Source organism: Streptomyces sp. RB17, assembly GCF_009604455.1.
In the GTDB taxonomy this organism is placed as follows: domain Bacteria; phylum Actinomycetota; class Actinomycetes; order Streptomycetales; family Streptomycetaceae; genus Streptomyces.
The window spans coordinates 105,771-119,178 of sequence record NZ_WEGL01000005.1 but is presented as its reverse complement, the minus strand read 5'-3'; the positions used below and the strand labels follow the sequence as shown (position 1 = coordinate 119,178).

10 protein-coding genes and 1 pseudogene are annotated in these 13,408 nt (G+C 71.9%); 3 read left to right on the top strand and 8 right to left on the bottom strand.

Features of this window, described 5'->3' with window-relative positions:
• The 3 genes from SRB17_RS22200 to SRB17_RS22190 all read right to left on the bottom strand — a co-directional run bounded on the left by SRB17_RS22200 (position 1) and on the right by SRB17_RS22190 (position 1,819).
• Positions 1-795, bottom strand: a complete 795-nt coding sequence (locus SRB17_RS22200; protein WP_153541501.1) for an SDR family NAD(P)-dependent oxidoreductase — start codon at positions 793-795, stop codon at positions 1-3.
• Between the two features lie 121 nt (positions 796-916).
• Complete coding sequence (locus SRB17_RS22195) at positions 917-1,420, bottom strand: molybdenum cofactor biosysynthesis protein (protein ID WP_323376087.1); 504 nt, start codon at positions 1,418-1,420, stop codon at positions 917-919.
• Between the two features lie 9 nt (positions 1,421-1,429).
• Positions 1,430-1,819: a hypothetical protein gene (locus SRB17_RS22190; RefSeq protein WP_153541499.1), complete on the bottom strand. Its 390-nt coding sequence runs from the start codon at positions 1,817-1,819 to the stop codon at positions 1,430-1,432.
• A gap of 738 nt (positions 1,820-2,557) precedes the next feature.
• Here SRB17_RS22190 and SRB17_RS22185 point away from each other — a divergent pair.
• The gene (locus SRB17_RS22185) at positions 2,558-3,193 is read left to right on the top strand and encodes a LysE family transporter (RefSeq protein ID WP_153541496.1); all 636 of its coding nucleotides are present in this window, start codon (positions 2,558-2,560) and stop codon (positions 3,191-3,193) included.
• Between the two features lie 460 nt (positions 3,194-3,653).
• Positions 3,654-3,713, top strand: a pseudogene (locus SRB17_RS47625) (hypothetical protein); the annotation flags it as partial.
• Between the two features lie 575 nt (positions 3,714-4,288).
• Here SRB17_RS47625 and SRB17_RS22175 read toward each other — a convergent pair.
• The 4 genes from SRB17_RS22175 to SRB17_RS46475 form a co-directional block, all read right to left on the bottom strand.
• On the bottom strand, positions 4,289-5,128 hold the full coding sequence (locus tag SRB17_RS22175; protein ID WP_153542346.1) for a lysozyme: 840 nt from the start codon (positions 5,126-5,128) through the stop codon (positions 4,289-4,291).
• An 89-nt stretch (positions 5,129-5,217) separates the two neighbouring features.
• Positions 5,218-7,074 (bottom strand): M1 family aminopeptidase, encoded by a 1,857-nt coding sequence (locus SRB17_RS22170; RefSeq protein WP_323376086.1) that lies wholly within the window; start codon positions 7,072-7,074, stop codon positions 5,218-5,220.
• Between the two features lie 238 nt (positions 7,075-7,312).
• A complete protein-coding gene (locus tag SRB17_RS22165) occupies positions 7,313-7,966 on the bottom strand; it encodes a maltokinase N-terminal cap-like domain-containing protein (RefSeq protein ID WP_153541494.1) in 654 nt (217 codons plus the stop codon).
• 522 nt (positions 7,967-8,488) lie between these two features.
• Positions 8,489-9,769 (bottom strand): hypothetical protein, encoded by a 1,281-nt coding sequence (locus tag SRB17_RS46475; RefSeq protein WP_228396197.1) that lies wholly within the window; start codon positions 9,767-9,769, stop codon positions 8,489-8,491.
• 562 nt (positions 9,770-10,331) lie between these two features.
• Between SRB17_RS46475 and SRB17_RS22150 the strand changes: the two genes are divergently transcribed.
• On the top strand, positions 10,332-11,249 hold the full coding sequence (locus SRB17_RS22150; protein WP_153541488.1) for an SGNH/GDSL hydrolase family protein: 918 nt from the start codon (positions 10,332-10,334) through the stop codon (positions 11,247-11,249).
• A 413-nt stretch (positions 11,250-11,662) separates the two neighbouring features.
• On the opposite strand, the gene pgm is transcribed toward SRB17_RS22150, so the two are convergent.
• The gene (gene pgm / locus SRB17_RS22145) at positions 11,663-13,303 is read right to left on the bottom strand and encodes a phosphoglucomutase (alpha-D-glucose-1,6-bisphosphate-dependent) (RefSeq protein WP_153541486.1); all 1,641 of its coding nucleotides are present in this window, start codon (positions 13,301-13,303) and stop codon (positions 11,663-11,665) included.
• Positions 13,304-13,408: the final 105 nt, after the last annotated feature.

The window sequence follows — 13,408 nt, the reverse complement described above, 5'->3', positions numbered from 1 at the left end:
TCACACCGTCTTGACCAGGCCGCCGTCGATGGTGAACTCGGCTCCCGTGATGTTCCCCGCCAGTGGGGAGGCAAGGAAGAGAGCGAGATCGGCGACTTCGTGCGCTTCGGTGATCCGCCCGGTGGAGATGCCCATGCTCTGCGGCACGACGACGTCGATCGCTTCCTGCGCGGTGGTGCCCGCCTGGGCCGCCGTGGCGTCGGCGAAGCCACCGGGCGCGGTCCAGAACGGAGTGCGGACCGGTCCCGGGGCGATCGCGTTGACCCGGACGCCCCGCGATGCGAACTCCTCGGACAGGGACTTGCTCAGGCTGGTCAGCCCGGCCTTCGCCGCGGAGTAGTCCACGACCGCGGGGAAGGGCAGGCGCGCGTTGACGGAGCTGATGTTGATGATGGAACCCCCGCCCGCAGCCAGCAGGTGAGGGAGCACCGCGCGGCTGGTCCGGACGGCACTGAACAGGGTCAGGTCGAAGATGCGCAGCCATTCGGCGTCGTCGACGTCCAGGAAGCTCTGCCGGGGCGTCGCGGCACCCAGGTTGTTGACCAGGATGTCGACCCTGCCGTACTGCTCGACCGCGAGCCGGACGAGTGTGCGTGGTCCGTCCGCGGTGGCGAGGTCGACCGGGACCGCGGTGACGCCGTACTTCTCACGCAGCCCTTCGAGTTCCGGGGTGACGCTTCGACTGCCGGCGACGACGTGTACGCCCTCACGCGCGAAGGCGTCGGCGATGGCGAGACCGATGCCCTTGCTCGCTCCCGTGACGACGGCGACCTTGTCCTTGAGCTGGAGGTCCATGGCGGTCCTTGTCCGGTTCGGCCCCCTGTTCTCACGGTAGGCGGATCCGGCATCGCCGGCTCGGCAGGCCACAGGCGCCAGGCACGCCCTCCCGACGGACGACGCGGGTCGAGGACAGGACCTACGCCGGGCCCGGTTCCCGCACCCCGAACAGGGCCGGGCCAACGGTGAGGGTGCCGTCGGTCAGCGGCCTGCAGCGCACTCCCCCGCCGCCGCGCAGCGCGCGCTGCGCACCGGGGCCGAGGGTGGTGTCCATCCAGGCACAGGGCCGGGCCGCGCTGCGCACCGCGAGCTCGACGGGGCCGGTGCCGCAGTCGAGGAAGACGGTCGCGCCGATGTAGGCGTCGATGTCGACGCCGCGCAGCAGGACGTTGCGCCGGGCGCCCAGCAGGTCCGCCGGGCGCGTGCCCGGCTGCGGCAGGCGTTCGACGGCCATGAGGGTGAGCGAGGCGTTGCGGTGGGCGGGCCGGTTGAAGTACCGGTCACCGACGAGCCCCAGCCCGGCGCGCACCTCTGCGGTGGTCACGAGCTCACCGGGCGGCAGCTCGGGCGGGCCGTCTCCCGGCCGGCCCGCGAGCCGGTGCACCGGGGAGACCAGCAGCTGAAGGATGTCGACCTGGGGCACGTGGTGAGCCTACGACGGCGACGACGCGCACCCGCGTTCAGCCGGCGCTCCGCATCGCCTCACCCGGCCCGGCGTCACCACCGGCACCGTTCGCCCCTCGTTCCCCTGAGCAGCAGCGTTCCTCCTGAGCAGCAGCCGTCCGCTCGCCCTGATCGCCATGGTGGCCGGGCTGCCGGCGGCCCAGAAGCCCAGTCGTACGAGCAGTCCGGCGCCGATGCCCAGCCAGGAGGAGCCGAGCACGGCGAGCGGTGGCTTGGCCCAGCCCGGCCGGGGCGCGGTGCGCGGGGCGGGCGGGCCGGACCGGGTGAAGGCCTGACGTGCCGAAGCGCCCCGGCCGACCGGCTCCCACGCCGCAAAGGGGACGGACGTCAGCAGGGAGCGGATCTCCCCTGGCAGCACCGACCATGGTGAAATGCCCAGGCTCGGCGGCTACACCCCGCTGTTCCTGTTCGCGGCGCGCTGTCGCTGCTCGGCGCGCTCGCCATCCTGCCCATTCGCGGCGTGCGCTGAGCCACCGCGTGAGGGCGGACGGCACGGGCACCGCGCGGTACCTGCAAGGTCACCGTCGGCGTGGCAGACGCTCCCCGCCGCCCGGGCGGCGACGTCACCTCGACGCCGGCCGCATCGCGGTCTGCCCTGAACCTCCGTTTGGCCCACCGGCGTTGGACGCCATCGACAGCCCTCGGCAGTGCAACCGCGCCGACACCGATGCCGGAGCCGGAGCCGGGTGCGGTCCGGTGCTCCTCGAACCGACAGCACTGGTGGTCGCCTTCGGGCTCTGGTTCGTCTCCGGCTGATCGCCGCCACAGGGGTCGCCGCCTTCGCGTTCGTGGCGTGGTCTCGGCCGGCCCCCTGCCCCAGGCCCAAGCTCACGACGACAGGCCGACCGAGAGCAGCACACCCTGCGACACCGCGTCGGCCACCGCGAGCTGCGCCTGAAGCGAGCGGTTGCGGCCGGCCCCTCGGGTCGTCACGTGCGGATGGCGCCGCCGAAAAGAAGTTGTCCGGGCAGCCGCACTGCCGTCACGATCAGGCCATGACCTCGCTGACCGCCTTCCTGCCGACGACCACCGCCGACCGATCGGTGCGTGGCCGACAGCAGTGCGGCCCACGGCGGAGGCCTACACCCGTACACGCATGACCGCGGCGCTGGTCGCGGGGCTTCTCGCGGGCTACGGCATCGCCGTGCCCGTGGGGGCCGTCGGGACGTATCTGGTGGCCCTGACCGCTCGGACCTCGTTGCGGATCGGCGCGTGCGCCGCGCTGGGGGTGGCGACGGCGGACGGCCTCTACGCGCTGATCGCCGTGCTCGGAGGCTCCGCGCTGACGCACGCCGTGGAGCCGATCGTGCACCCCCTGCGCTGGGTCGCCGGCGCGGTACTCGTCGTCCTGGCGGTCCGCGGCGCGGCCACGGCGATCACCCACTACCGCACGCCCCGGGCGACCTCCCGGACCGACGAGACGCCCCTGCGCCCTGCCCGGGCCTTCCTGGGTCTGTGGGGCGTCACGATGATGAACCCCCTCACCGTGATCTACTTCGCGGCCCTGGTGCTGGGCAGCCAGACCTCGGCCGTGCCGGACCACCTCGAACGGGCCGTGTTCGTCCTGGCCGCCTTCACGGCATCGGCCAGTTGGCAACTCCTCCTGGCCGGCGGCGGCGCCTTGCTCGGCCGACTCCTGACCGGCAGCCGGGGGCGCCTCCTCACGGCCCTCGCGTCCAGCACCGTGATGACGGCACTGGCCCTCCGCATGCTCTTCGCGCCCGGCCACTAGAGCGAAGCGCGCCGTCGGGTCCGGGCCGAAGGGGATTGCCACAGCGGCCGTTTACCCATCCCGGTGCGACGCGTGTGCAGGGGTGGGCATCACATCGGTGGCGTCTGCCGGAACGCGAGGTGACGTCCCAGCACTTGCGGGAACGGATCCGCACGGCCTCCGGACTGCAGTTGCCGGCGCGGATGCTGGGACGGGCCACCGGGATCGTCTCGCGCCGGGCGGTGCCGGAGGGCGAGTACGCCTCGACGCTCGCGGTGCGGGCGGCCCGGACCACTCCGGCCCGGGCCGGGCCCGAACGACGTGGACCTGCTGGTGTTCGCCTCCGCCACGCGGGACATGGCCGACTCCGAGCACCGGCCCGTCGGCGAGGTGTCCGAGAAGGTCGGCACGTCGGTGCTGGACCGGGGTCACCGGTGTGCCACGGGACCGGCTCGTCGTGGCGGTTCCCGAGCTCGGCAACATGGCCGGCGCCACGCTCGGCGTACAGCTCGACCGTGTCCACGAGCGGCTGCTCCCCGGCGACCGGGCGCTGTTCGTGGGCCTGGGCGGTGGCGTGAGCATCATGACGACGGTGTGGGAGATGGCAGGAGTGCCCTGTGGGTGGTGGTGCCCGCACACCAGGAGGCCGGCCCGCTCCTGCTGCCCGGACCGAGTGTCCGGCTCAGCCTGCCGGACGTGGAGAACCTCACCGAGGCGTGCCTCGCCGCCGACTGGCCGGCCGGCGCCTACAACATCGCCGACCCGGCGCCCTACGACCGGGACCGGGCGATACGGGCCGTCCTCCGGGGCCATGGCGTACGGGCGCGGATCCGTTGCCTTCCTGCGGCGGTCGCCCCCACCACGTCGAGCACCGCCCAGCTGCCGGCCCGGCTGCGCCCGGCCACCGAGCCGGACCACACCCCTACGCGGTCGACCAGCCGGCCGGCTCGGTCGTCCTGGACGTTTCCAGGGCCCGGTCCCAGGGGTGGACAGCACGTCGCACCCTCACCGACTACGCGGAGGGCCTGCCGGCGAGGTGAACGGCCGTGGCACGGCGGCGGGCCCGCCCGGGCGGCAGGGACCGGACGCGTGCCGGCGCGGCGGCCCGGCGCGTGGTCAGCCGGTCGCGAAGACCTTCAGCCGGTCCAGGGCGCCGTTGAAGCGGTCGTGGTCCCCGACGGTCTTGCCGGAGGAGGTGTACTGCCACATCGTGTGGTACGACCAGCCGCCCGGGAGCGTCCCCGGGTCCGAGGCATAGCGGGCGATCCACAGCGGGTTGCTCGCCGCGAAGCCGGCGTAGTTGCCGGTGCACTGGGTCCACCAGCTGGTCGCCGTGTAGATGACGGCGTCCCTGCCGGTGCGCGACCTGTAGCGGTTCAGGAAGTCGCGGATCCAGCCCACCATGTCGCTCTTGGACTTGCCGTAGCAGGCGTCGCCGTACGGGTTCCACTCGATGTCGAGCGCACCGGGCAGGGTCTTGCCGTCCTTGGACCAGCCGCCGCCGTGCGACAGGAAGTAGTTGGCCTGAGTGGCGCCACCCGCCGTGTCCGGGGTGGCGAAGTGGTACGCGCCGCGGATCATGCCCGCGTTGTACGCGCCGTTGTACTGCTGGGTGAAGTAGGGGTTGGTGTAGTACGTCCCCTCGGTGGCCTTCGTGTACGCCCAGTGTGTGCCGGCCTTCCACAGGGTCGGCCAGTCGACGCCGAGCTGGTGGCTTGCGACGTCGACGCCCTCGGGCTGCGAGGCGCGGCCCGTGGGCGGCCGGGCGCCGGTGTCTCCGTCGTGGGCGAGGACGCCGATGCCCATGTAGGCACCGCCGCGCACGGGTGCGTCCCTGGCGGGTTCGGCCGTGGCCGGGGTGCTGGGCAGGAACAGGACAAGGGCGGTCAGGGCGCCGGTGAGGCACCGGTGGGACCGGCCGCGGAAAGGGACTGTATGACTTGGCACGGAATCCATCTGACCGGTGGTCGGGTCGTATCGCACTCCGGACTCCGCCTCAGGAAGCCATCCGCGGCCGGATATTCAGCCGTGTGGGTGTGTTCCGGTCAGCCGTCGATGCGGTGTTGGGTCCAGAAGGAGGTGAGGTCGGTGCTCGTGGCGGCCTGGGCGGCGGCCTTGAACTCGGCCGTCGTCGACACGCCGTACCAGTGGGCGGTCGCGTAGTCCTTCAGCAGCTCGGTCATGGCGGTGTCACCGAGGACACGGCGCAGGTCGTGCAGGGCGCATTTGCCGTAGCCGTAGACGACGGCGGAGTAGCGGGAGGAGTGCGCGTCCCAGTAGGCCATGGAGTTGGTGATCTTCTCGGTACTGGAGGCCCAGGAGACGCTGTTCCAGCAGCCTGTGCCGGTCCTGCCGAGGGCGAGGTCGGTGGCGTAGTCGGTGAACGCCTCGTCCAGCCAGGGGTTGTTGTACTCGTCGTCGCCGACGATGCCGTACCACCACTGGTGGCCGATCTCATGGGTGAGGGCGGTGGAGCTGACCACGTCCAGGACGAACCCCGGGTACTCCATGCCGCCGAACCAGTAGTTGTCGTCGAGCACGGTGTCCAGCTCGCCGTAGGGATAGGCGCCGAAGCGGGCCGCGTGGGCGTCCACGGCGCTCTTGGCGGTGCTGAGCATGGACTGGGCGCTGGAGGAGCTGATGCCGGAGACGGAGTAGACGTTCACCGCGACGCCGGCCGGCGAGGTGCCGGAGATCCTGGTGAAGGGCCCGGCGGCCCAGGCGAAGTCACGGACCTTCGACGCCGTCGCGGTCGTCACCGTACGGCCGCTGGAGCCGGGCGTGTCGGTGGAGGTGCCGGTGGCCGGGACCAGCAGGCTGCTGGGGTGGTCGAGGGTCACCTTGAAGTCGGCGGCCAGGGAGTAGAACGACTCGCCGTTGTCGGTGTACGGGTCGAGGTGCCAGCCGGCGCCGTCGCGGACCGCGAGGACGGGCAGGGCGTTGCCGATGAAGCTGTAGGCGCCGTCGTGGCCGAACCGGTCGGCGCCGCTGGGCACGGTGATGCCCAGGTCGAAGCCGATGGTGGCGCTGTGGCCCTGGGCGAGCGGGGCCGGCAGATCGATCTTGAGCGCGGTGCAGGCCACGGTGGGCGTCTCGGCCGTACCACCGGTGACGCCGGTGACCCGGATCGGCATCGCGTCGCAGGTGCCGTGGTAGTTGTCCCACAGCCGCAGGTAGACCTCGTTCAGGGCGGTGGCGGAGGCGTTGGTGAAGGTCACGCTCTCGTGCCCGGTCCAGACGGTGCCGCTCGTGTCGCTGCCGAGGTTCACGGTGTACGTGGGCGAGGCCGGGGTGCGCGTGGAGTCGCCCGGCGGTGGCGCGGTGCCGCCGGAGGTGTCGAGCGCGATGTCGTCGAGGACGAAGCTGGTCCGGAGGCTGGAGTCCTCCGTCCCGGTGAAGGAGAGAGTGACGGTCTGCCCGGCGTACGCCGACACGTCGATCGACTTCTGGACGTACCCGGTGTGCGCGTCGAGGTTCGAGTAGGTGGCCAGCGTCGTGCTGCCGATCCTGGCCGTGAGCTTGTCGTACGCGACGGAGGAGGTCGTCTCGTCGGTGTCCGTGTGCAGCCAGAAGGTGAGGGTGGCCGCGTCGCAGCCTGCCGGGACGGAGACGCTCTGGCTGAGGGTGTCGGTATGGGTGCTGCCGACTCCGTCCAGCCAGGCGTAGGAGCTTCCGCCGTGGGCGGTCTCACCCGGGCGGCTGGTGATGACGGTGGAGGAGGACGCCGACCAGGGCGATGTCCCGCTCTCGAAGCCGCCGTTGGCGACGGCCTGTGCCGGAGTACAGGCGGCGGGTGCTGCGGCCGGCCGGGCCGCGGCGGGCGTACCGGGGAGCACCAGGGCGGCCACCACGGCGACGGTGAGCGCACCGGCGCCGAGGACCATGTGGGGGGTCGGTCTCACACGCTACTCCTTTTGCGGCGGCCGGGATTCCCGGCCTGCTCGATGGCCACCGGCACGGCTGGGGTACGCCGGGGCGGCCGCTGACGGGGCTTGCGCGATCGCTGCACCCAGAGGTGCGCCGCGCCCTCATGGGGTCGGAGCGCTGGATGCCGGACTTTCGAGAGAGTGCCAGATTTGACCGGGCCATGCCAGAAGCCGGCCGCTGCTTCGACGCGACGCCTTGTGCGCCAGGCGCCGGTCAGTCGGTGCGTACCGTCACGAAGACCGCCGCCCGCGCGGTGCCCTGTGGGTCCCGCCAGCCGCGCGCCACATGGCCGACCGCCCCCTCGGGGCACGGCGGGTTCGCCGGGACGGGGTCCAGGACCCGGTGGACATGGAGGATCGTGCCGTGCGGCACGGGGATACGGGTCCCCTCCCGGTGGTCGGCCGGCTCGGGGGCGAAGCCGTCCAGGGTGAAGGGGGCGGCGGTGCAGGAGCGGATCACCTCGGGGTCGGGGGCGCCGTCGATGCTCTGGGCCTGTGCCTGGGCCCGCCCCTCGATCAGCGACAGCAACTCGGTGACCAGCACCGGGTCGTGGCAGCCGTCGTACACCCAGCGCTTGCCCAGCACTCCGTGCTCCAACGTGCCCACCAGCCCGCACTCCGCCCCCTCCAGCGGCGCGCCGCGATAGGTCAACGGGACGAGATAGGCGGTCGGATCGGGGGTGGAGGTGTCGGTGGCCACCATGAACTCGATGCCGACCTCGCCCTCCGGGTCGTCCAGCCGGAAGCCGCCGGACTTGGTCAGCACCGGGGCGTCCGGGCCACCGCGGTACCAGGGGCGCGAGGGCAGCCAGTCGGTGAGCAGCTCGATCTTCGTGGGCTTGAGCGTGGTGTGGTGGATGATGGCCATGCCGCGGTGCTCCTCCGTTGCGCGGATGTGCTGACCATCGCAGCCTCTCACACCGTTCACGCAGGTCATCGACCCTCCCCGGCCGACCCTGGGAGCCAACCACCGCCAAGTACCGGACGGTTGGGCGGTCATCCTTCCGCGCAGCGGTACCGGGCCCGCTCGCCGGGGGCGCCGGGGGTTGAGGCCGGCGCGCGTGGCCGCAGGTGGCCCCCGCGATCAGCCGATGTCAGGCGCCGGGGTTCTCGATGGGCTGCGCCTCCCGCAACTGCTACGACGACCGCGCGGAGTGTGCGACGCCTCGTACGCCGACGAGGTCGTGGGTGCCCATGACTTCCTGAACGGCTCGGCGGCATGGGGCACTTGGAGGAACTCGGGGTGTGATCACTGAGGGCTCTGCCCCTGTGGACACGCGACCGCGGCGACGAAGCTCCGCCACGCGCACCGCTGGGCCGCCCACTGCGGGCGGCCCAGCGGTCCCATGCGAGTTGTCCCGATTTCCCTCAGCTGACCTTCGTCACCTGCTCAATCCTCGTGCGAGTCGGGCTCGTGGTCCGACCCCTTGTGCGCGTGATGCGGCTCCGCCGGCTTCGACGGGTGCTCCGGGTAGGTCGGCTTCGCCGGGTGCTCCGGGAAGGCGGGCCTCACCGGGTGCTCCGGGTAGGTCGGCTTCACCGGGTGCTCCGGGAAGGCGGGCCTCACCGGGTGCTCCGGGTAGGTCGGCTTCACCGGGTGCTCCGGGAAGGCGGGCCTCACCGGGTGCACGGGGTAGCCGGGTTTCACCGGGTGCTCCGGGTAGGCGGGCCTCGCCGGCTTCACCGGGTACTCCGGCTTCACCGGGTGCACGGGCTTCTCGGGATACACAGGCTTCACCGGCCGCTGCGGATACTCAGGCCGCACCGGCTTCACCGGATAGACCGGCTTCTCCGGATACACCGGCTTGACCGGCTTCACCGGGTACGCAGGCTTCACCGGATACACAGGCTTCTCCGGATACACCGGCTTCACCGGCCGCTGCGGATACTCAGGCCGCACCGGCTTCACCGGATACACAGGCTTCTCCGGATACACCGGCTTGACCGGCTTTACCGGGTACGCAGGCTTCACCGGCTTCTCCGGATACACCGGCTTCACCGGCCGCTGCGGATACTCAGGCCGCACCGGCTTCACCGGATAGACCGGCTTCTCCGGATACACCGGTCGCACAGGCTTCTCGGGATAGACCGGCTTCACCGGGTACACCGGTCGCACAGGCTTCTCGGGATAGACCGGCTTCACCGGGTGGGCCGGCTGCACGGGCTTCTCCGGATAGACCGGCTTCACCGGCCGCACAGGCCTCTCCGGATACACCGGCTTCACCGGCCGTTCCGGATACTCAGGCCGCACCGGCTTCACCGGATAGACCGGCTTCTCCGGATAGACCGGCTTCTCCGGATACACAGGCTTCACCGGCCGCACAGGCCTCTCCGGATACACCGGCTTCACCGGCCGTTCCGGATACTCAGGCCGCACCGGCTTCACTGGATAGACCGGCTTCTCCGGGTGGGCCGGCCGCACGGGCTTCTCCGGAAAAGCGGGCGTCACCGGATGCGCCGGCTTCTCGGGATGCATCGGGTAGGCCGACTTCACCGGAGACGCCGGTCTCTCGGGATGAAGCGGGTAGGCGGGTCCCTTCGGGTACGGCGGTTGCGGGGTGCTGTGCTCCTGCGCATAGGCGGCGCCCGGGATCGCCAGCGCACCCGCGGTGAGCGCGGCGATGGTGGCAGCTGACGCAAGAACGGATCGCCGTAGCGGCGATGTCGTCATTCTCTCCACTCTCCTCGACTTGGGTCAGAGTTTGATGACGTCGGGTCAGTTCTGATGGCTCGTTAGTGGAATGATCAGGAAATCCCGGCCGCGAATTACGGTGACGCGGCCCAGAAGTCACCGGATGGTGTAGCGCCCGGCACTCGGCAGTCGGCACCCTTGGGCCTCCCGGCGAACGCGCAGGTTGCGCACGCACCCACCCGGCCGCCCCGGCGTCACGGCGGGCTTGACCCGCCATCAGCTGGGGACGATGGCCGCGGTGCCGAAGAAGGCCAGCTGACGTATCATCAGGCCTTCGCAACCGGCCCACTGCTCGAACCCGGCCCACGACCTGCGCATCCGCTGTGACGTTCCACTACGCCACTCGGCGGGGTGCCATCGCCTGCAGCCACCCGATGGAGTCTCGGGCGGCCGGCACACCTGCCGGGCCACGCGCCTGAACTCATTGCTTCCCGCTTCTGGTCCGCGAGACCTACCGGACGGTATACAGACCCAGTCCAACGCGCGAGGACCGCTCTCCGAGCCGGCACCGTGCGATGAAACGGCCTCAGGGGGAGGACCCATGACGAACGACACAGGTGCGGCGAGCGGAGCGAGAGGCCGGCGGGGAGCCGCCGTACTGGGGGCGGCGCTGGGCGGTTGCGTCCTGGTCGCGGCCGCCACGGCACCGGCTTCCGCGCACTCCGCGGAACACGGCCACGGCATCGACTACGTCGCCCTCGGCGACTCCTACACCTCGGGCCCCGGCATCCCGCAGCAGGTGGACGCCAACTGCGCCCGCTCCGACCAGAATTACCCCTCCCTGGTGGCCGACCGGCGGCAGGTGAACACCTTCGAGGACGTCAGCTGTGCCGGAGCGACGACCGCCGAGATGTGGCAGGCGCAGGGCACCAACGCACCCCAGCTCGACGCCGTGCGACGGGACACGGACCTGGTGACGGTACAGATCGGCGGCAACGACGTCGGGTTCGGGCCGATCATCAACACCTGCGCCCACCTGGCCGCCCAGGACCCGACCGGCAACCCCTGCGAACGTTCGTACCAGGCCTCCGGCTACGACCAGCTCGCCCTGGCGATCGCACAGACCGCTCCGAAGGTCGACCGGGTGCTGCGGGCGGTGCACGCGAGGGCACCGCACGCGCGCGTGGTCGTCGTCGGCTATCCGGACCTGCTGCCGGACGACGGCAGCGGCTGCTTCCCGCAGGTGCCGTTCGCGCAGAAGGACTTCCCCTATCTCCGGGACACCGAGAAGCGGCTGAACCTGATGCTGCGCCTGGTGGCCGGAGTCAACCGGGCCGAGTACGTGGACACCTACGGCCCAACGGTCGGCCACGACATGTGCAAGGCGCCCGCGGACCGCTGGATCGAGCCCCTCCAGCCGGCCGCGCCGGCCGCTCCGGCGCACCCCAACGCCAAGGGGGAGGAAGCCATGGCGCAGGCGGTGCTGGACAGGCTGGAGTCGGGACGCGGCCGCGACTGATCCGGCCGGCCCGGACTCCGCGGCCGGAGCGGCACCCCGGCCAGGTGATGACACCCCTGGCCGGGCCGGCCTTTCTGGCAAGGGGACCCCGAGGCCCGACCTACGGCCGGCCCGGACCCCGTCGCCGGGGGCGCACACCCTGGCCGGCCGCGGCGAACCCCCGACCGGCACAGCCCCCAGACGCACCGGCTCCCAGTGACGCCCGGACCCTGCGGCCCGAGCCGGCGCCCACGTCAAGGCCGGACCGGGCCGCAGCGACCGTGGGCCGCCGCATACCGCCACGTCAGCACCCCGCGCCCCGCTCTCCTCACCACGCGCCGCCGTCCTCAGCGCTCGTCCCTCACCACCTGCCGTCGGTCCCGCAGGCGCACCGGGTCGGCCCGGCCCCACCATGGAGGCCGCCCGCGGCTCCCTCAGCCGCCGAGCGCGCCCAGCACCACGGCCTGGGCCTCCTCCTGCACCCGGGCGAGGTGGTCGGGGCCGAGGAAGGACTCGGCATAGACCTTGTAGACGTCCTCTGTTCCCGAAGGGCGGGCCGCGAACCAGGCGTTCTCCGTGGTGACCTTGATGCCGCCGATCGCGGCGCCGTTGCCGGGCGCCTCGGTCAGGACGCCCGTGACGGCCTCTCCGGCGAGGGCGTCGGCGGTGACCTGGGCGGGGGACAACTTGCCGAGCAGCGCCTTCTGTTCGCGGGTCGCGGGCGCGTCGATGCGGGCGTAGGCGGGTTCCCCGAAGCGGGCCGTCAGGTCGGCGTAGTGCTCCGACGGGGTCCGGTCCGTGACGGCCGTGATCTCGGAGGCGAGCAGGGCCAGGATGATGCCGTCCTTGTCGGTGGTCCACACGGAGCCGTCGCGACGCAGGAAGGAGGCGCCGGCCGACTCCTCGCCGCCGAACCCGATGGCGCCGCCGACCAGTCCGTCCACGAACCACTTGAACCCGACCGGCACCTCGACCAGTTGGCGGCCGAGGTCGGCGGCGACCCGGTCGATCATCGTGGAGGAGACCAGTGTCTTTCCGATGCCGGCACGGGCGGGCCACCGGTCGCGGTGGCGGTAGAGGTAGGAGATGGCGACCGCGAGGTAGTGGTTGGGGTTCATCAGGCCCGCGTCCGGGGTGACGATGCCGTGCCGGTCGGCGTCGGCGTCGTTGCCGGTGGCGATGCGGAACCGGTCGCGCTGCTCGATGAGGGAGGCCATCGCGTACGGCGAGGAGCAGTCCATGCGGATCTGGCCGTCCCAGTCCAGCGTCATGAACCGCCAGGTGGGATCGGTGTGCGGGTTGACCACGGTGAGGTCGATGCCGTGCTGTTCGGCGATGCGTCCCCAGTAGGCGACGGAGGCCCCGCCCAGCGGGTCGGCGCCGATGCGCACACCGGCCGCGCGGATCGCGTCGAGGTCCAGCACGCTCGGCAGATCGCCGACATAGGCGCCGAGGAAGTCGTACCGCCGGGTCGTCTCCGCGGCGAGCGCCCGCGCGTACGGCACCCGGCGTACGTCCTTCAGGCCGCCGGTGATGATCTCGTTGGCCCGGTCCTGGATCCAGGAGGTGGCGTCGGAGGCCGCCGGGCCGCCGCTCGGCGGGTTGTACTTGAAGCCGCCGTCGGCGGGCGGGTTGTGGGACGGGGTGACGACCACGCCGTCGGCGAGTCCGGAGGTGCGGCCCCGGTTGTGGGTGAGGATCGCGTGCGAGACGGCGGGGGTGGGCGTGTAGCCGTCGGCGCTGTCGATGAGCACGGTGACGCCGTTGGCCGCGAACACCTCCAGCGCCGTGGCCCTGGCGGGCTCGGACAGGGCGTGGGTGTCGGCGCCCAGGAACAGGGGGCCGTCGGTGCCCTGGGCCGAGCGGTACTCGCAGATGGCCTGGCTGGTGGCGGCGATGTGGTCCTCGTTGAAGGCGCTCGCCAGGGACGAACCCCGGTGCCCGGAGGTGCCGAACGCCACCCGCTGCGCCGGGTCGGCCGGGTCCGGGTGCAGTGCGTAGTACGCCGTGACCAGCCGGGCCACATCGACAAGGTCCTCGGGACCGGCCGGCCGGCCGGCTCGCTCGTGCGGCATGAGTCCGTTCCTCCGCGTCGTCGGATCGATCGCTCACCGCCCATCTTTCCTCGTCAGGGCCCTGACACGCGAGTGCGCCCCACCTTATGATCCGGTGCGCCGATC